Annotated in this window: 18 protein-coding genes; 11 read left to right on the top strand and 7 right to left on the bottom strand. The window is 63.7% G+C overall.

What is annotated here, in order from left to right:
- Positions 1–40: 40 nt before the first annotated feature.
- Positions 41–427: a DUF1844 domain-containing protein gene (locus V9L17_RS16670; protein ID WP_310166219.1), complete on the bottom strand. Its 387-nt coding sequence runs from the start codon at positions 425–427 to the stop codon at positions 41–43.
- A 386-nt stretch (positions 428–813) separates the two neighbouring features.
- On the opposite strand from V9L17_RS16670, the gene infC reads away from it, so the two are divergent.
- The 4 genes from infC (at position 814) to V9L17_RS16650 (ending at position 3,733) form a co-directional block, all read left to right on the top strand.
- Positions 814–1,851, top strand: a complete 1,038-nt coding sequence (gene infC, locus V9L17_RS16665; protein ID WP_337352212.1) for a translation initiation factor IF-3 — start codon at positions 814–816, stop codon at positions 1,849–1,851.
- 116 nt (positions 1,852–1,967) lie between these two features.
- The gene (gene rpmI / locus V9L17_RS16660; protein ID WP_009358635.1) at positions 1,968–2,162 is read left to right on the top strand and encodes a 50S ribosomal protein L35; all 195 of its coding nucleotides are present in this window, start codon (positions 1,968–1,970) and stop codon (positions 2,160–2,162) included.
- Positions 2,163–2,278: 116 nt separating this feature from the next.
- A complete protein-coding gene (gene rplT / locus V9L17_RS16655; RefSeq protein WP_337347651.1) occupies positions 2,279–2,743 on the top strand; it encodes a 50S ribosomal protein L20 in 465 nt (154 codons plus the stop codon).
- Between the two features lie 57 nt (positions 2,744–2,800).
- Positions 2,801–3,733, top strand: coding sequence for a TrmH family RNA methyltransferase (locus V9L17_RS16650; RefSeq protein WP_337352211.1), 933 nt, complete (start codon positions 2,801–2,803; stop codon positions 3,731–3,733).
- 105 nt (positions 3,734–3,838) lie between these two features.
- On the opposite strand, the gene V9L17_RS16645 is transcribed toward V9L17_RS16650, so the two are convergent.
- A complete protein-coding gene (locus V9L17_RS16645; protein WP_337347653.1) occupies positions 3,839–4,114 on the bottom strand; it encodes a GlsB/YeaQ/YmgE family stress response membrane protein in 276 nt (91 codons plus the stop codon).
- Between the two features lie 204 nt (positions 4,115–4,318).
- On the opposite strand from V9L17_RS16645, the gene V9L17_RS16640 reads away from it, so the two are divergent.
- Positions 4,319–5,296 carry a cation diffusion facilitator family transporter gene (locus V9L17_RS16640; protein ID WP_337352210.1) on the top strand — a complete coding sequence of 326 codons (978 nt, stop codon included), beginning with the start codon at positions 4,319–4,321 and terminating at the stop codon, positions 5,294–5,296.
- A gap of 48 nt (positions 5,297–5,344) precedes the next feature.
- Here V9L17_RS16640 and V9L17_RS16635 read toward each other — a convergent pair whose 3' ends face one another.
- Positions 5,345–6,553, bottom strand: coding sequence for an MFS transporter (locus V9L17_RS16635; RefSeq protein ID WP_337352209.1), 1,209 nt, complete (start codon positions 6,551–6,553; stop codon positions 5,345–5,347).
- Between the two features lie 81 nt (positions 6,554–6,634).
- Here V9L17_RS16635 and V9L17_RS16630 point away from each other — a divergent pair, with 81 nt between their 5' ends.
- The gene (locus tag V9L17_RS16630; RefSeq protein ID WP_337352208.1) at positions 6,635–7,087 is read left to right on the top strand and encodes a (deoxy)nucleoside triphosphate pyrophosphohydrolase; all 453 of its coding nucleotides are present in this window, start codon (positions 6,635–6,637) and stop codon (positions 7,085–7,087) included.
- A gap of 21 nt (positions 7,088–7,108) precedes the next feature.
- Here the strand turns inward: V9L17_RS16630 and V9L17_RS16625 are convergent, their stop codons facing one another.
- Both V9L17_RS16625 and V9L17_RS16620 read right to left on the bottom strand, forming a co-directional pair.
- The gene (locus V9L17_RS16625; RefSeq protein WP_337352207.1) at positions 7,109–8,239 is read right to left on the bottom strand and encodes an Rv2578c family radical SAM protein; all 1,131 of its coding nucleotides are present in this window, start codon (positions 8,237–8,239) and stop codon (positions 7,109–7,111) included.
- A gap of 81 nt (positions 8,240–8,320) precedes the next feature.
- Entirely contained in the window at positions 8,321–8,917 is a 597-nt protein-coding gene (locus V9L17_RS16620; RefSeq protein WP_337352206.1) for a PadR family transcriptional regulator, read from the bottom strand.
- A 162-nt stretch (positions 8,918–9,079) separates the two neighbouring features.
- On the opposite strand from V9L17_RS16620, the gene V9L17_RS16615 reads away from it, so the two are divergent.
- The 3 genes from V9L17_RS16615 to V9L17_RS16605 all read left to right on the top strand — a co-directional run bounded on the left by V9L17_RS16615 (position 9,080) and on the right by V9L17_RS16605 (position 12,665).
- On the top strand, positions 9,080–10,174 hold the full coding sequence (locus V9L17_RS16615) for an aromatic ring-hydroxylating dioxygenase subunit alpha (protein ID WP_337352205.1): 1,095 nt from the start codon (positions 9,080–9,082) through the stop codon (positions 10,172–10,174).
- A 28-nt stretch (positions 10,175–10,202) separates the two neighbouring features.
- On the top strand, positions 10,203–11,216 hold the full coding sequence (locus V9L17_RS16610) for a PDR/VanB family oxidoreductase (RefSeq protein WP_337352204.1): 1,014 nt from the start codon (positions 10,203–10,205) through the stop codon (positions 11,214–11,216).
- A 111-nt stretch (positions 11,217–11,327) separates the two neighbouring features.
- Entirely contained in the window at positions 11,328–12,665 is a 1,338-nt protein-coding gene (locus V9L17_RS16605) for an MFS transporter (protein ID WP_337352203.1), read from the top strand.
- Between the two features lie 71 nt (positions 12,666–12,736).
- Here the strand turns inward: V9L17_RS16605 and V9L17_RS16600 are convergent, their stop codons facing one another.
- Together V9L17_RS16600 and V9L17_RS16595 are read right to left on the bottom strand one after the other, a co-directional pair.
- Positions 12,737–13,378, bottom strand: coding sequence for an SIMPL domain-containing protein (locus V9L17_RS16600; RefSeq protein ID WP_337347662.1), 642 nt, complete (start codon positions 13,376–13,378; stop codon positions 12,737–12,739).
- 2 nt (positions 13,379–13,380) lie between these two features.
- On the bottom strand, positions 13,381–13,863 hold the full coding sequence (locus tag V9L17_RS16595; protein WP_337347663.1) for a hypothetical protein: 483 nt from the start codon (positions 13,861–13,863) through the stop codon (positions 13,381–13,383).
- Between the two features lie 227 nt (positions 13,864–14,090).
- Between V9L17_RS16595 and pheS the strand changes: the two genes are divergently transcribed.
- Complete coding sequence (gene pheS / locus V9L17_RS16590; RefSeq protein ID WP_337347664.1) at positions 14,091–15,152, top strand: phenylalanine--tRNA ligase subunit alpha; 1,062 nt, start codon at positions 14,091–14,093, stop codon at positions 15,150–15,152.
- Positions 15,153–15,154: 2 nt separating this feature from the next.
- A complete protein-coding gene (pheT, locus tag V9L17_RS16585; protein ID WP_337347665.1) occupies positions 15,155–17,698 on the top strand; it encodes a phenylalanine--tRNA ligase subunit beta in 2,544 nt (847 codons plus the stop codon).
- Positions 17,699–17,701 lie beyond the last annotated feature (3 nt).

Genomic DNA, 17,701 nt, shown 5'->3' with positions numbered 1-17,701 from the left:
CTTAGTTGGGCTTGGGAATGGGAGTTTGGGGGAGCGCTGGTCAGTTGACCGCGCCGGTGTACTTCTCGCCCGGACCCTTGCCCGGGGCGTCAGGGATGATCGACTCTTCGCGGAACGCCAGCTGCAGCGAACGCAGGCCATCGCGCAAGGGGCCGGCATGCTGGGACCCGATTTCCGGGGCGGCGGCGGTGACCAGCCCGGCGAGGGCAGTGATGAGCTTCCGGGCCTCGTCCAGGTCCTTGAGTTCCTCGGCGTTGTCCTCGGCAGCGAGGCCAAGCTTCACTGCGGCTGCGCTCATGAGGTGGACGGCCGCGGTGGTAATAACTTCGATGGCCGGAACTTCGGAGATGTCTCGGATTTGCTGGGCGACGTCCCCCTGGGCGTCGGCAGCCTGGTAAACGTGTGAATTACTGTCTGGGGTGCTCATACTGGTAAGCTTGTCACAGACCGACTGGATGTCGTTATTTGTTATGGATGATCCCCACCGGCGCTGGGATGCGCTGAGCGGGTTTTTTTCTGTAGAATGGCAGCCAGTTTGCAAGCGGAGTCCTCTCCCACCCGCGTCAGCCGTTTTCCCGAAGGAAGTATTTCCACAGGAAGCAAGGTTGCCGGGTACCTGGTCGGGCGTCACCCAGCTTTTGCGGGGATGATGCGTGCATCCTCCGCGGAGGACCGCACATCCGATCTTCGAGGCCTTCGATTGCTCCGGCAATTGGGGGCCTTCTCTATTTTGCCGGTGGAATACCCCACAACAATCACAGGAGCTTTAACATTAGCGAGCCAAGAATCAATGAGCGTATCCGCGTCCCCGAGGTGCGGCTGGTCGGCCCTGCAGGTGAACAGGTAGGAATCGTCCGTATTGAGGATGCCCTGCGTTTGGCTGCCGAGTCCGACCTTGATCTCGTTGAAGTTGCACCTCAGGCGAAGCCTCCGGTGTGCAAGCTGATGGACTTCGGCAAGTACAAGTACGAGGCCGCCGTCAAGGCACGTGAAGCCCGGAAGAACCAGACGAACACAGTTCTAAAGGAAATCCGGTTCCGCCTGAAGATTGACACCCACGACTACGAGACCAAGCGCGGGCATGCACTGCGCTTCCTCGGCGCGGGTGACAAAGTCAAGGCAATGATCCAGTTCCGCGGCCGCGAGCAGCAGCGTCCGGAGATGGGCATCCGCCTGCTCCAGCGCTTTGCTGACGACGTCGCTGAGGTTGGCGTTGTTGAGTCCAGCCCCCGCATCGACGGCCGGAACATGGTCATGGTTGTGGGTCCGCTGAAGAACAAGGCAGAAGCCAAGGCAGAAGCACGCCGCGCCACGCAGCGTGCGGAGGCCAAAGCGCAGAACGAAGCCAAGGCCACAGGACGCATCGACGTCTCCGGCGACGACCAGGCACCGTTGACGCAGTCACTGGCTGATCTTCTCCCGGAAGGTTTCGCCATCACCACGGAGCCCGAGACCGAGGCACCCGAGGTTGAGGCGCCGGTTGAAACTCCCGCTGAAGCCGCCCCCGCAGCTGAGGCTCCCGTCAAGGAGGCCGCACCGCAGGAAGCCCCGAAGCAGGAAGCACCGAAGGTTGAGGCCCCGAAGGTTGAGGCCCCCAAGGCTGAAGCTCCCAAGGCGGCAGCCCCCAAGGCAGCACCGGCGCCAGTCAAGGCTCCGGAAGCCCCCAAGGCGCCCGCTGCAGCAAAGGTTCCGGAAGCGGCCAAGCCGGCCGCAGCGGTTCCGGCCCCGGCAGCGCCGAAGCCCGCCGCCGTCCCGATGCCGAAGCCTGTGGCACGGCCCGCAGCGCCGAAGCCTGCTGCGCGCCCCGCCCCCAAAGCGGCGCCTAAGCCGGCTGGCAAGAAGACTACTTAGTTCATAGCTGCCGGAGGCTCTCCTCCGGCAGCAAGCAACCAGCACGCCGCCCGCAGGGGCGGCTGCACGAAAGAACTGCAGACCCTGTCTGCGGATACGTAAGGAGATCGGTTCCCATGCCGAAGATGAAGACCCACAGTGGTGCTAAGAAGCGCTTCAAGCTGACCGGCAGCGGCAAGCTGCGCCGCCAGCAGGCCAACCGCCGCCACTACCTCGAGCACAAGTCCTCCAGGCTGACCCGTCGCCTTGCCGGCGACAAGATCGTCTTCAAGGGCGACGCCAAGGTCATCCGGAAGATGCTCGGCATCTAATTTCCAAGTTTTTTGGCCGCCTGCCTCCTGGCAGCAGCCACCTACCATAAAGCCTTCTCAGGCCGGCCGGGTTTCCGGTAGTAGACGCTTGGGATCAGATTTGAAGGAGTACGCACGTGGCACGTGTGAAGAGGGCGGTAAACGCCCACAAGAAGCGCCGGGTTATCCTCGAACGCGCAAAGGGCTACCGGGGACAGCGTTCACGCCTGTACCGCAAGGCCAAAGAGCAGCTGCTGCACTCGTTTGTGTACAGCTACGGTGACCGTAAGAAGAAGAAGGGCGACTTCCGTCGCCTGTGGATCCAGCGCATCAACGCTGCATCCCGCGCCAACGGTCTCACCTACAACCGCCTGATCCAGGGCCTGAAGGCCGCTGAGGTCGAGGTTGACCGCCGCATGCTGGCCGAGCTGGCCGTCTCCGACGCCAATGCTTTCGCCGCGCTGGTGAAGATTGCCAAGGACTCCCTGCCCGCAGACACGTCCGCTCCCGCCGTCCAGGCTGAAGCCCCCAAGGCCAAGGCAGCCAAGGCTCCGAAGGCAAAGGCTGCTAAGAAGCCTGCTGCTGACGAAGCGGCTGTCTAACAGCCTCCCGTTCTGGGTAGTTCGAGAACCTGCTTGAACAGCAACTAAGGTTCTTATATGAACGAAACCGGGCGCCCGCAAGACCTTCCACTCTCAAACCCCCGAGCTGATCGGGTCAGGGACGTGGCAAGGCTTGCCGGGCGCCCGGCCCGTTTAAAGCGGGGCCGGTTCCTCGCCGAAGGCCCCCAGGCTGTACGCGAAGCCCTGCGCCTCCACCAGCAGCGGCTGGCCGCCGGCGCGCCGGGAGTGGTGCACGAGGTCTTTGCCAGCGAAGCTTGCCTCGACCGCTACCCGGAGTTCGAGGACCTCGCCGAAGGGACATCCGCGCGGCTGGCCACCGACGATGTGCTGGCCGCCATGGCGGACACCGTCAATCCCCAGGGCATCATCGCAGTTTGCGGCTTTGTTGACGTCAGCCTGGAGGAAGTGCTCGACGCCGGTCCCCGCCTTATCGCGGTCCTCTGCCAGGTCCGCGATCCCGGCAACGCCGGAACAGTGCTGCGTGCAGCCGATGCCGCGGGAGCTGACGCCGTGGTCCTCACCGGAGCCAGCGTGGACATCTACAACCCCAAAGCCGTCCGGTCAACGGCCGGTTCGCTGTTCCATCTGCCGGTGGTCCTTGGGGCCGACATTGACGAGGTTGCCTCGGCGTGCCGTTCCCGGGGGATAGGGCTGCTGGCCGCGGATGGCTACGGGACCCTCAACCTGGACACCCTGCAGGACGAGAACGCAGCCCGACGGCTGGGTGCGTCCGCCACCGAATCGGCCTACCCACTGGAAAGCCCTACGGCCTGGTTGTTTGGAAACGAAGCACAAGGGCTTTCGGAGGCTGAACTCGCCCTGGCTGACCACCGCGTGGCAGTGCCTGTCTACGGGGCGGCCGAGAGCCTCAACCTCGGTACGGCAGCAACGGTCTGCCTTTATGCCAGCGCACGGTCCCAACAGGGCGGCCTGCCGGTATCGTCCGCAGCGGCAGCATCAGCGGGTTGATCCCGCGGGACTGTGGCCTGGACGTTCGATCCGCAACTTAAATGGCAGGGCCCCGGATGTTCATCCGGGGCCCTTGCGGTGAAATTCTAAATAGTAGGACGGGAATCAGGGTGCGCGCGTGCTTTTGCTGCGTCCCGTGATTGCGCCGTAGACGCCGGCGACTACCAGGCCGCCAACGATGGCGAGGATCCACGTGCCGAGGTCAAAGAATGCAAGGTCGCCCCTGTTGAAAAGCAGGCTGCCAATCCAGCCGCCTACAATTGCACCAACCACACCAAGAACAAGGCTGGTGACCCAGCCGCCGCCCACTCTGCCGGGCATTACGGCCTTAACAATGGCCCCCACTATGAGGCCGAGAATAATCCAAGCAAGAAAACCCATGTCTCCTCCTTATTTATTCGCCGGGACGAAATCTTCCCGATATTGCATCAAGCTAACACACAGCCCCCTTATTGTCAGTAGCCTTACGGCCTGTAAGGGGTGCGTGTCCCACACCTCGGCAGGTACGGTGTTTATGGGCGGAGCCGTGGCCGGCGCCGCGTTTTTCCTGTCCCAGCCCTGTAATCCTTAAGAGGTGAAGCCCACGTGGCTGCAACTGGCGGTACCAAGGCGATCGTCGCGGCCCTTGCCGCAAACCTGACAATCGCCGTCCTCAAATTCGTCGCATACATCCTGACACTTTCGTCCTCGATGCTCGCCGAAGCCATCCACTCCCTGGCTGACTCCGGCAACCAGATCCTGCTGCTGGTGGGCGGCAATCGGGCCAAGCGGGCCGCAAGTCCCGAGCACCCCTTTGGGTACGGGCGCGAGCGCTACATCTACGCCTTCATCGTTTCCATCGTGCTGTTCAGCGTCGGCGGCCTCTTTGCCCTCTATGAGGCGTGGGAGAAACTGCAGCACCCGCATGCCATCGAAGGCGCCTTCTGGTGGGTTCCGCTGGCAGTCCTGGTGGGCGCAATCATCGCGGAGTCCTTTTCCTTCCGCACCGCAATCATCGAATCGAACCACGTGCGAGGGAAACAGACCTGGGTCAGCTTTGTGCGTACCGCGAAGCAGCCCGAACTTCCCGTAATCCTGCTCGAGGACCTCGGCGCGTTGGTTGGCCTGATTTTCGCCCTCTTCGGTGTGGGGCTCACCCTCCTGACCGGCAACGGTGTCTGGGACGCCATCGGCACCGGCATGATCGGCATCCTGCTGGTGCTGATCGCCGTCGTTCTTGCTCTCGAAACCAAGTCGCTGCTGCTGGGTGAATCTGCCAGCAAGGATGACAGCGACAAAATCCACCGCGCCATCGAGTCTGGTGGGACGCGCGTTATCCACCTGAAGACCCTCCACCTTGGTCCGGAAGAACTGCTTGTGGCGGCGAAAATTTCCGTCGGCGCAGCCGATGCAGGCCGTGACATCGCTGCGGCCATCGATGGAGCAGAGGAAAGGATCCGGGCGGCGGTTCCGATCGCCCGCGTCATTTACCTGGAACCTGACCTCCACCGTGCGGACACCGGGGGCACAGCGCCATCGGAAGCCCCGGCCGGCAAAGCGGGGGAGCAGGACGCCAAAGCCTGAGTCTGCCATGGGACATAGCCCTTGGCCGCTGGCCGCCGATTCACTGGATCAGGCGGTCAGCGGTTTTTTGCGTTCCAGCAGCCCGCTGATGATGGCCACACCCAAGCCAAGGATGGCAAGGACGGCTCCTACAAGGGCTGGAGCAACATAGCCCCAGCCCCAGGCGATCACAACACCCCCCAGGAAGGCGCCCAGTGCATTGGCGACGTTCAGCGCCGCGTGGTTGAGGGAGGAAGCGAGTGAAGGTGCGTCCGGGGAAGCATCCAGCAGGCGTGTCTGCAGTGCCGGTACCAGCATCGAGCCGGCCGCACCCACAACAAACACCATGACAAACGCGGACCACGGCCATTGCGCAGCGACGGCATAAACCACCAGCGCCACGGCGATGCCGGGCAGCACCCGGTAGATGGTTCCCATCACGGACTTGTCGGCGATCCGGCCACCAACGATATTGCCGGCGACCATGCCCAGCCCATAGAGTGCGACCACCAGCGGGATCAGGGACGACGGGATGCCCGCCACTGATGTCATGGTGTGGGCTATGTAGGTGTACGTGGCGAAAAAGCCGCCGAAGCCGACAATGCCAATCAGGATGGCCAGCCAGACCTGAAGCCGTTTCAGCGCCCCGAGTTCGCGCCGGATGCTGGCATCGGGGTGCGCCGCCTGGAATGGCACGAACCTCCAGAGCAGCGCCAGGGTCAACAGTCCGATGGCCCCCACCAGGACAAACAGCAGGCGCCAGCCGAATGCTTGGCCCACCCACGTGGCCAGCGGCACGCCGACGACGTTGGAGACAGTCAATCCGGCCATCACCATGGAGATGGCCCACCCCCGGCGGGTGGGCGACACGAGCGACGCGGCGATGACAGCCGCAACACCGAAGAACGCGCCGTGGGGCAGACCGGCGGCAAAGCGGGAGACCAACATGGTGCCGTAGTCCGGGGCCAGGAACGAGGTCAGGTTGGCAAGGCTGAAGAAGAGCATCAGTCCAAGGGCCAGGTGTTTCCGCGGCAGTTTGGCTCCGACTGCGGCCAGCAGGGGTGCGCCCACCACGACGCCCAGGGCGTAGGCAGAAATGAGGTGTCCGGCTTCCGGCGTGCTGATGCCAAGGCCCACTTCCACTTCCTTGAGCAGGCCCATCATGGTGAACTCTGTCACGCCGATCCCGAAGCCTCCCATCGCCAGAGAAATGATGGCGGGCGCGATGCCGGGGGACTGGGTCTTCCGGGCGGTGGGTGACTGGATGACGCTGCTCATGTGCCTGCTTTTTCGAAAGGGGAGTGGATTGTGGCGCACGCCCGCGGGCGCCTCATCAATTGTCCCCCATAGACTGGAAGGGTGACTGGACGGATACAGGTAGTTGGCGGCGCAATCCTTGACTCGTTAGCGGAGCCCACCCGGATGCTGGTGGCCAGGCGGACGGCTCCTGAGCAGTTCGCCGGGCTCTGGGAGTTCCCCGGCGGGAAAGTGGAAGCCGGCGAACAAAGCGAGGCCGCACTGCACCGGGAACTCAGGGAAGAACTGGGCGTCGAGGTCCGCCTCGGGGAGGAACTGCCCGCCGCAACGCCCGCTGGCTGGCGCCTGAACGAGCGCGCGAGTATGCGGGTGTGGCTTGCGGAAATTTCCGACGGCGAGCCCCGGCCGCTCGAAGACCACGACCTGCTGCGGTGGATCAGCACCACCAACCGTGACGAAGCTCTCAGCCTTCCGTGGATCCCGGCGGACTTCCCGATTGTCCGGGCCCTCCTGGAATCCTTGGGCACGCTCGTGGGTTCAAGCGCTCCCCGCTGAACTATTTCCCCCAGGCGTTCGCTAGAACAACGTGGGCTGCTGCTTAAGGCCGGAGGCCGCCGGTGGGGAATCTGTAGCTGGCTTTTCCTGTGTACCGGCAAAGTGGGCAGGCGGAATGCTCCCGGCGGGATATTGTGCTTCCTCGCCGCGGGGATCGTCCTCAAGGTCACGGTGGCTGAAACCGTGGCCGCTTGAAAAGCCATGCCGCTGCTTGAAGTAGCGGACCTTTGCCGCCAGCCACGCGCGGTATTCCTTGGAGGCGTAGGATCCCGTGCCGTAGAGGCGCCGGTACCTGCCAGCCAGCTCCGGGTGGTTCTTGGCAATCCACTGCATGAACCATTCCCGGGTGCCCGGCTTCAGGTAGAGGGCTCCGGCGGTGACGCCCGTAGCTCCCGCGGCAGCCAGGGAAGCGAACAGGGAATCCAATGCTTCATCACTGTCCGAGAGCCACGGCAGGATGGGCATGGCCATGACACCGCAGGGGAGCCCGGCATCGCGTAGCCGGGAGACCAGTTTCAGCCTTGCCCTCGGGCCCGGAGTGCCCGGCTCCACGGCCTCAGACAATGCTTCGTCCGTCATGGCAAGCGAGATGCCGACACCCACCGGCACCTGGGCGGCAGCCCTCTTCAACAGCGGAATGTCGCGGGCCAGCAGCGTCCCCTTCGTGAGGATGGACAGCGGGGTGCCGGAGTCCGCCAATGCGGTGATGATGCCCGGCATGAGCTGGTAACGGCCCTCCGCACGCTGATAGGGGTCGGTGTTGGTGCCGAGGGCCACCTGATGGCGGCCCCAGGAAGGCTTGGCCAACTCTCTCCGGAGGACTTCTGCGGCATTGACCTTGACCACCACTTGGCTGTCGAAATCGAGGCCGGCGTCGAAATCGAGATACGTGTGGCTCTTGCGTGCAAAACAATAGACGCAGGCATGGCTGCAGCCACGGTACGGGTTCACCGTCCACTCGAACGGCATCCTTGAACCGGCAACCACCTTGTTGAGCACCGATTTGGCAGTGACCTCATGGAAGGTGATGCCGGCGAACTCGGGAGTGGTGACCGAACGGACCAATCCGGCGAGGGGGAGCAGGGCCGGTGATGCCACGCTTCCGGCGTCATTGCCGGGCCGCGGCATCAGTGCTTGTGCATCCCATCTCATGCCTCTATTCGAAGATATGTTCGAACTTAAGTCAAGGATGGGTGCGGTACGGCGAGCCGAAAAGAGTTGAGTCAGCCTGAATCAGGTCCCCTGCTGAGGTGCGGGGAATGAATCGATGAGCCGGAGTCCCTGCTTGCCCCATTCGATCTCCGTCTCCGCCCTGGCGATCAGCCCCTCATAGGTGAAGATCTTGTACTCCAAAGTGCGTCTACGGTCCTGCTCGGGGGTTGCTGCCAACCTCTTGTTCAGCATTTCATTGGTGGCTCCGCGCAACTCTGCGATCATTCCGGTCCACTGAGCCCGCCGCATCGTGTGGTAATCGATATGGGCCTGCATGTGCTGCCTGGCCGCGCTTGGCTCGGCCCACTCCAGGTAGGCGGCCTTGAGGTGGACCGGATCGCGCTCGCGGGAGTACTCCAAGGGTGTGTTCATCCACTGCCGGAAGGCGTCGCGGCCTTCGGACGTGATGCGGTATTGCGTCTTCTTCCCGTTGGGTCCCCAGGAGATTTCCTCCGCCTCGAGCAGGGCCTCCTTAGCCATCTTCCGTAGTTCGGGGTAGATCTGCGAGTCCGGAGCGTGCCAGACGAAAGCAACGGAGGACTCGAACCGTTTGGCCAGGTCGTAACCGGTCATTGGCTCGACCGTGAGCAATGCCAAAAGCGCGTAGCGAAGACTCATGGGGAATTCCTTTCGAGGTCTTGTCAACTAACTATATCTATAGATAGTGTGTGACCCAAGCCACCATCTATGTACATAGATAGTTGCACTCAGAGAACTGCTCCCACATCAGCATGTGACCCCGCAGCAGATGTTTGCCAGCCCCCCCGAAAGAGGTCAAAGATGACTGTGCTCCAATCCACTGGTTCCACCACCAACAAAGTCCTGGGCTATCCCTTGAACGCCTGGTACGTTGCCGCCTGGGACCACCAGGTAACCCGGAAGCCCTTGGCCCGCCGGATCGCCGACCGCCCCCTGGCCCTCTACCGGACGGAGGACGGCCAGGCCGTCGCACTGGCCGACGCTTGCTGGCACAGACTGGCCCCGCTCTCCATGGGCAAAGTGGTGGGCAGGGATGAGATCCAGTGTCCGTATCACGGCATCCGCTATAACTCGGCGGGCCGCTGTACGTCGATGCCGGCCCAGGAGAGCATCAACCCCTCGGCCACGGTGCCTTCCTTCCCGGTAGTGGAGCGCCATCGTTTTGTGTGGGTCTGGCTGGGCGACCCAACCCAAGCGGATCCGGGCCTTGTTCCCGATATGCACCAAATGGACAGCCCGGACTGGGCTGGCGATGGGGAGACGATCTTTGCTCCGTGCAACTACCAGCTGGTCCTGGACAACCTGATGGACCTTACACACGAGGAATTTGTCCACGCCTCCAGCATCGGCCAGGAAGAGCTGAGCGAATCAGAGTTTGTGGTCACGCACGACGACCGGACGGTAACCGTCTCCCGATGGATGCTCGATATCGAGGCCCCGCCGTTCTGGCTCAAGAACCTGCGTGACAAGTTCCCAGGCTTCGAAGGCAAGGTGGACCGTTGGCAGATCATTCGCTTTGAAGCGCCCTCGACCATTCGCATTGACGTCGGCGTTGCCAAGGCCGGCACAGGCGCCCCGGATGGCGACCGCAGCCAGGGCGTCAACGGTTATGTCATGAACACCATCAGCCCGGAGACATCAAAGTCCTGCCACTACTTCTGGGCCTTCATGCGCAACTACTGCCTGGACAGCCAGCTCATCACCACGCAGCTTCGCAACGCCGTGCATGGCGTGTTCGGTGAGGATGAAGCAATGCTGGCCGCTCAGCAGGCTGCCATTGACGCCAACCCGGATTTCGAGTTCTACAATCTGAATATCGACGCTGGCGGCATGTGGGTCCGCAGGATGATTGAACGGATGCTCCAGGCAGAGGGCCGCATGGTGGCGGCACTCTGAGCAACCACGGACTTCAAGGGGAAACACCATGGCAGCAACCAACAACGAAATCTGGCAGTCGGCGACGGTCGTGGCTGTCTTGGACGTGGCCACAGGCATCCGCCGGATTGAGCTGGAACCGGCCGAGCCGAAGCATGCAGAGCCCGGATCGCACATCGATCTCAGCGTGATGATCAACGGGGCGACGGAGAAGCGCTCCTACTCGGTCGTTGAATCCATTGATGGCGGGAAGAGATTGGCCATAAGCGTCTTCAAGACCCCCGTTTCGCGAGGCGGATCCATCTTCATGCACGCGCTGAAGCCCGGCGACACACTTCGAATCACCCAACCGCTGCAGAATTTTCCACTGCGCGTCGGGGCCAAGCGATACGTCCTCCTGGCCGGGGGAATTGGGATTACGGCCGTTATGCAGATGGCCACGGTGCTTCGAAACGTCAAAGCCGACTACACCCTGGTCTACGCCGGCCGGACGGTACCCGCGATGGCCTACCTGCAGGATTTGCGGGATCTCCACGGGGACCGGTTGCAGATCCACGTTGACGACGACGGTGGCAGCCTGGACGTCACAGCCATGGTTGCCGGCCTCGATATGGAAACAGAACTGTACATGTGCGGGCCCATCCGGCTGATGGATGCTGTGCGCCGGGCTTGGGCCGAGCGGGAACTCAACATGCCGAATCTGCGCTACGAAACCTTTGGCAACTCCGGGTGGTACGACCCCGAGGAGTTCCTGGTCCGTATTCCGCGGCTGGGAGTTGAGGCGAAAGTGGGGCAGGGCCGCTCCATGCTCGAGGCGCTGGAGGACGCCGGAGTGGACATGATGTTCGACTGCCGCAAGGGCGAATGCGGACTTTGTGAGGTTCGCATTCTGGATTTGAAGGGCGTCGTGGATCATCGTGACGTCTTCTACAGCGAACGCCAGCAACATGCTGCCCGCAAAATGTGCTGCTGTGTCTCGCGCGCCGTCACCTCTGCCACGGGCTACCGGGAGGACGCTGCAGCCTCCGCGTCATTGGCGGTCGTCACGATCGACGTCTCCTGATCGCGCCTGCTTCGGCACTTCGTGCATCGACTCAAACGGGTTGCGGACATCTCCGCCGCCCACAACAGAACCAGCTCCCACTAGGGAACTCCTGACTCCAAGGAATACAAGATGGATCTTCGCGAACGTATCGACAGGTCCCGGATGTCGCCATACCAATGGTTGATCATCGGGATGTGCGTGCTGCTCAACGCCCTGGACGGCTTCGACGTCCTGGCAATGGCTTTCACGGCCAACGGTGTCACCAAGGAATTTGGCCTTACGGGCTCCGAACTGGGTGTCCTCTTGAGCGCGGGCCTCGTAGGCATGGCCATTGGATCCCTCTGCCTCGCCCCCATCGCTGACGTCATCGGACGGCGGCCGATGATTCTGGCTGCCGTCGGAGTGGCCGGCCTGGGCATGGTGCTGGCAGCCACGGCCGCAGACATGCTGCAGTTGGGCATCTGGCGCTTTCTGACGGGCCTGGGCGTGGGTTGTATCCTGGCCTGTACCAACGTCATCGCCAGCGAATACTCCTCTAAGCAGCGCCGGGGTCTGAGCATTGGGATCTATACGGCCGGCTACGGCGTCGGCGCAACTCTCGGAGGTGCCGTCGCCGTCTACCTCCAGAGCCAGTACGGCTGGCGTTCCGTCTTTGTTTTCGGCGGTATCAGCACGCTCAGCATCCTGGTATTGCTGCTGTTCGTGCTCCCTGAGTCTGTCGACTTCCTCGTGACCAAGAGGCCCCGCAACGTCCTGGACCGGCTCAATCGAATTGCACGCAAAACGGGCCACCCCGAACTCGCCGTCCTGCAGGACGTTCCTGCCCCGGCCAGGAAGAAGTCAAATCCCGTCTCCGACCTCATGTCGCCCGCCAACCGGCGTTCCACGCTGCTGCTCTGGTTGGCCTTCTTCGCCACAATGTTCGGCTTCTACTTCGTCAACAGCTGGACTCCCCGTCTCCTGGTCAGCGCCGGCATGACCGAGAGCCAAGGCATCACCGGCGGGTTGATGCTCACCTTGGGCGGAATTTTCGGAGCCCTCCTGTACGGCGTGATAGCCACCCGGTGGAACAGCAAAATTGTCCTTGTGGTCTTTACCGTTCTCTCGGCCATCATGATGGTCGTCTTTATTTCGGCCGCTTCTGTGCTCATGCTCGCTTTTGGCGCAGGCATACTGGTGGGTGTGCTGATCAACGGCTGCATCGCCGGACTCTACACACTTGCTCCTTCCCTCTACCCCGCGTCCGCCCGCAGCACAGGCGTCGGCTGGGGTATCGGCGTCGGACGTATCGGGGCCATCCTTGCCCCGCTGATCACAGGCGCCCTCCTCGACGCGTCGTGGTCCGCCGTGCAGCTATACCTCGCCGTCGGTGCCGTAGTACTTATCAGCGCTGTCGCTGTTGGAATGATCCGGTCCAAAGAGCCAGTGGCGAAGGAAGCGTCATTGGAGGAACTCAGCGGAGTCTGACCATATCTGCCAACTGCACTGGCTCCTTACGGCTTCCTGACGCCGAGAGCCAGTGCAGTCCCGGACTGCCTTCAGGCCTGCAGTTCCCACACCACGGTGACGCTGGCGCCGACGCTCGAATGGCCGGCCTCCACACTGATGGCGTCCGTGGCTACGGCCCGCTCGAGCCTGGCCACAGGAACCGGGCCGGATGAGAGGGGGTGCTCGGCAACGGACACCACCGCGCCAAGCCTGGCTGAAGCGAGGGATGCAAACTGTTCGGCCGCAGCCGCGGCATCCTGCCACGCAGCTTCCCTGGCACGTGACATCACAGCGGATTCATCCGTGAAGCCGAGCTCCAGGCCGTTGAGGCGGACGTCGTCGCCGCCGGCCTCAACCACGTCCGCGATGACCGTGGAGGCAGCGCCCATCTGCCGGAGGCGGACCGTGAGCATGCTCGACGCCACATAACCGGCCACTTTCTGGCCCTCCCCGTCGCGCCAAATCAGCTCCGGCCGGACGTTCAGCCCGGACGTCCGGATGTCCGCGTCGCCAACGCCGTACTGCCGGAGTACACCGGAGACAGCGGCGGACGCCGTGCCTGCAGCCGCGTAGGCAGCACCCACGCTGTCCCGCCGGCACTCGACGCCGACGGAAATCGTCAGCAGGTCAGGGGGCGCCTCGGCCGATCCTGTTCCCGTCACGGTGATGGTCCTGGTCTTCGCACCGGCCATGGTCAAACCTCGATTCCACCGGCACTGTGCGGAGCCGGCCTAGGTGTCCTGATGTCAACGTAGCCGCCGGCCTCCAGGCCGGCCAGCTTTTCGAAGAAGTTCGCCGACCCCGGATTTCCAGTCCGGAACTGCGACCAGCCGGCGGCCAGGAAATATAGCGGAAGGAAGGGTAATCCCAGGCAGCAGGCGTACTGGCTGCAATGCTTTTCCTCATGGCCCAGAAGTGCCGCGTTGGAGGCCAGCCGTTCAGCGGAGGTGCGGCAGATGATCACATTCCCCACGGCGAAAGCCCCTGCGTGCGGCAGCCTCCACCGATAACCGGCAGCTATGACCAGTCCCCGTGGACCTTGGGTGATGGCGGTTCCCGCAGCCCGGGCAATACCGAGCCCCAGCAGCGTGGTGCCGTTGGCAAGGTTGGCGATTTGCCGCGCCCGCTGGCCTGCCGTCAATGGCCGTGCTCCTGCCAGGCGCCGCCGCAGTGTCATGAGGCCATGGTAGCCGGAGCCTTCAATTAGACTGGAGGATAGTGGCCGCCGGCAGAACTCCCACGGGTAATGTTCTGGCGGTCCTGACCTGGCCATTGAGTGCATTCATGCCGCATGGATTCACTTTCGTGGCCTGCCAGTGACGGACGCGCTGCCGGGAAACCGTGTGGGGCTGCCCTGGTCATTGAGGAAATACGTCAGCCCCGACTCGTAGCTAAGAACAGTAGATGACTGAAACTTTGCCGGGCGCCGCCATCCCGAACCCTACGGATGAAGCCGCCATCACTGCCGCTGTAGACCAGGCCATCGCCGCCATTGCCGGCGCCGGCTCCCTCGACGAACTCAAGGCGGTGAGGCTTGCCCACACTGGAGAGAAGTCACCGCTCAGCCTGGCCAACCGGGAAATCGGTGCTCTGCCGAAGGACCAGAAAGCCGTGGCCGGCAAACTGATGGGTTCTTCCCGGGGCCGGGTGAACAAAGCGCTCGCGGACCGCACGGCCGAGCTGGAAGCCGAAAACGACGCGCGGATCCTGCTGGAAGAAACAGTTGATGTCACCGCCGCGCCGCGCCGTCGTCGGGCCGGAGCCCGGCACCCGCTGTCCACGCTGCAGGACCGCGTGGCGGACATCTTCGTGGGCATGGGTTGGGAAATTGCCGAAGGCCCCGAGGTGGAATCCGAGTGGTTCAACTTCGACGCGTTGAACTTCAAGCCGGACCACCCGGCGCGTGAAATGCAGGACACGTTCTTTGTGGAGCCTCCCGAGGCCCACCTGCTGATGCGCACCCACACCTCCCCGGTGCAGGTCCGCTCCATGCTGGAGCGCGACGTACCCATCTACGTGCTGTGTCCGGGCAAGGTGTTCCGGACCGATGAACTCGATGCCACCCACACCCCGGTGTTCCATCAGTTCGAGGGCCTGGCCATCGATAAGAACCTCAGCATGGCTGACCTCCGCGGAACGTTGGAGCACTTCGCCCGGCAGATGTTTGGCGACGAAGCCCAGATCCGGCTGCGCCCCAACTACTTTCCCTTTACCGAGCCCTCAGCCGAACTGGACATCTGGCACCCTGGCGCCAAGGGCGGCCCACGGTGGATCGAATGGGGCGGCTGCGGCATGGTCAACCCGAACGTCCTCCGGGCCGCCGGCATCGACCCGGACGCCTATTCAGGTTTTGCCTTTGGCATGGGCATCGAGCGCACACTGATGTTCCGCAACGAAGTGGGCGACATGCGCGACATGATCGAAGGCGATGTACGTTTCAGCGAGCACTTCGGGATGGAGATCTAACAGTGCGTATCCCACTTTCCTGGCTGCGGGAATTCGCAGCGGTACCGGCCGGAGCAACGGCCGAAGACGTCATGGCCGAACTGGTCAAGGTCGGCTTTGAAGAAGAAGAAGTCCATCGGCCCACGGACACCCTGCAGGGTCCCATTGTGGTGGGCCAGGTCCTGAGCATCGTCAAGGAACCCCAGACGAACGGCAAGACCATCAACTGGTGCCAGGTCCGCGTGGTCCCCGAAGGGCAGGAGCAATCCCTGTCCGGCGAGGGTATCGATCCGTCCGGCGTGCAGGGGATCATCTGCGGCGCCCACAACTTCGTGGAGGGCGACAAAGTGGTGGTCACGCTCCCCGGCGCCGTCCTGCCGGGAGACTTCCGCATCTCCGCCCGGAAGACGTACGGCCACCTGTCCGCCGGAATGATCGCCTCTGTCCGGGAGCTGGGCATCGGCGAGGACCACGACGGCATTCTGGTCCTGTCCCGGATCGGACTGGATCCCGAAATCGGCACCGACGCGATGGACCTGCTGGGCCTCTACGACGAGGCGGCCGAGATCAACGTGACCCCGGACCGTGGTTACGCGTTCTCCATCCGCGGTGTAGCCCGTGAATACGCGCACGCCACCGGAACCTCCTTCACGGACCCGGCCTCCAAGGTCCAGGCACCGGCCGAGCTCTCCGGCGGCTACGGCGTCAAGCTCAACGACGACGCTCCCATCTACGGCAAGCCCGGCTGTGACCGCTTCGTGGCCCGGACTGTCCGTGGCGTCGACGCCACCAGGCCCACGCCCCCGTGGATGACCTCCCGGTTGCGGCTGGCTGGCATCCGGTCCATCTCGCTGCCTGTGGACATCTCCAATTACGTCATGCTGGAGCTCGGCCAGCCCACGCACTGCTACGACCTGGACAAGCTTTCCGGCGACATCGTGGTGCGCCGTGCGGTGGCGGGGGAGAAGATCACCACCCTGGACGATAAAGAGCGCACGCTCGACGTCGAGGACCTCCTCATCACCGATGGTTCCGGCGCGATCGGCATCGCCGGCGTGATGGGCGGCGCCGCCACCGAGGTGAGCGATTCGACGTCGAACGTCCTGGTTGAAGCGGCACACTTCGACGAGGTGTCCATTGGACGCTCGCGCCGCCGCCATAAGCTGCCGTCCGAAGCGTCCAAGCGCTTCGAACGCGGCGTGGACTGGCAGGTTGCCGGCATTGCCGCCCAGCGTGTTGTTGACCTGCTCGTGGAACTTGCCGGCGGCGTCGCCGACGAGGCCGGGACCGACGTCGGGACCGCGCCGGACGCGGTGACCATCGCCTTGCCTGCGGCGTTCCCCGCCCAGCGGATCGGCATCGACTTCACCGAAGAGCAGATCACCACCTCGCTGGTGGATCTTGGTGCAGTAGTCGAAAAGGCCGACGGCGGATGGACCGTTACCGCCCCCAGCTGGCGCAACGACCTGGAAACCAAAGAGGACCTCTCCGAGGAAATCGCCCGGCTGGTGGGGTACGACAACATCCCCGCCACCCTTCCGGTGGCACCTCCGGGACGAGGGCTGACCCGTGTGCAGCAGCAGCGCCGTCGACTCATCCAGGCATTGGCCGATGCCGGTCTGACCGAAGTGCTGGCCTACCCGTTTGTCTCCAAGGCCGCCAACGACACGTTCGGCGTCGCGGAACAGGGCGCCGACCGCAGCGCGGTTAAGCTGGCCAACCCGATCAGCGAGGAACAGGGCTACCTGCGGACCTCCATCCTTCCCGGGCTCATTGAGGTTGCCAAGCGGAACCACTCCCGCGGCTTCCGGGACCTGGCGCTCTTTGAGTCGGGCCTCGTTTTCCTGCCCGGCGACACCGTGGGTACTGCCTCCATCCCGCCGCTGGGCGTCAAGCCTGCCGACGAGGTGCTGGATGCACTGTACGACGGCGTGCCGGACCAGCCGCTGTACGTCGCCGCGGTCCTGACGGGCCACGATTCACCGGCGGCTGCGGGCCACACCCCCCGCATGTGGGACTGGTCGGACGCGCTGGACATCGCCCGGCTTGCCGGGGACGTCCTGGGCGTCGAAATCGTGGTCAGCCAGGGTGCGCACCAGGCGTTCCACCCCGGCCGTGCCGCGCAGCTTTCGCTGCGGACCGGCGAAGTGGTGGGTTACGCCGGCGAGCTGCACCCGAAGCTTCTTGCCGCGCATGACATGCCGGCCCGCTCGGTGGCGCTGGAATTCAACGCCGACGCCCTCTTCGAAGCCGCAGCCGACGTCATTGTGGCCCGCCATATCTCCACGTTCCCCGTGGCTACCCAGGATGTGGCGCTGGTAGTGCCTAGGGACATTCCGGCGGACCACGTCCTTGAGGCGCTCCGGGAGGGAGCCGGGGAGTTGCTGGAGGATGTCGCGCTGTTCGACGTCTACGTCGGGAAGGGCATTGAGGAAGGCAAGAAGTCGCTGGCCTTCGGCCTGCGTTTCCGTGCGACGGACCGCACGCTGACGGCCGACGAGGCGTCGGCCGCACGCGAAAGCGCGGTGGCCCTGGCCGCCGAGCGCTTCGGTGCCGTCCAGCGCTAGCTG

The sequence above is a fragment of the Pseudarthrobacter sp. CCNWLW207 genome (genome assembly GCF_037203945.1).
Taxonomy (GTDB): domain Bacteria; phylum Actinomycetota; class Actinomycetes; order Actinomycetales; family Micrococcaceae; genus Arthrobacter.
The sequence above is the reverse complement of the archived record's forward strand: the minus strand, read 5'-3'. Positions and strand labels throughout refer to the sequence as shown.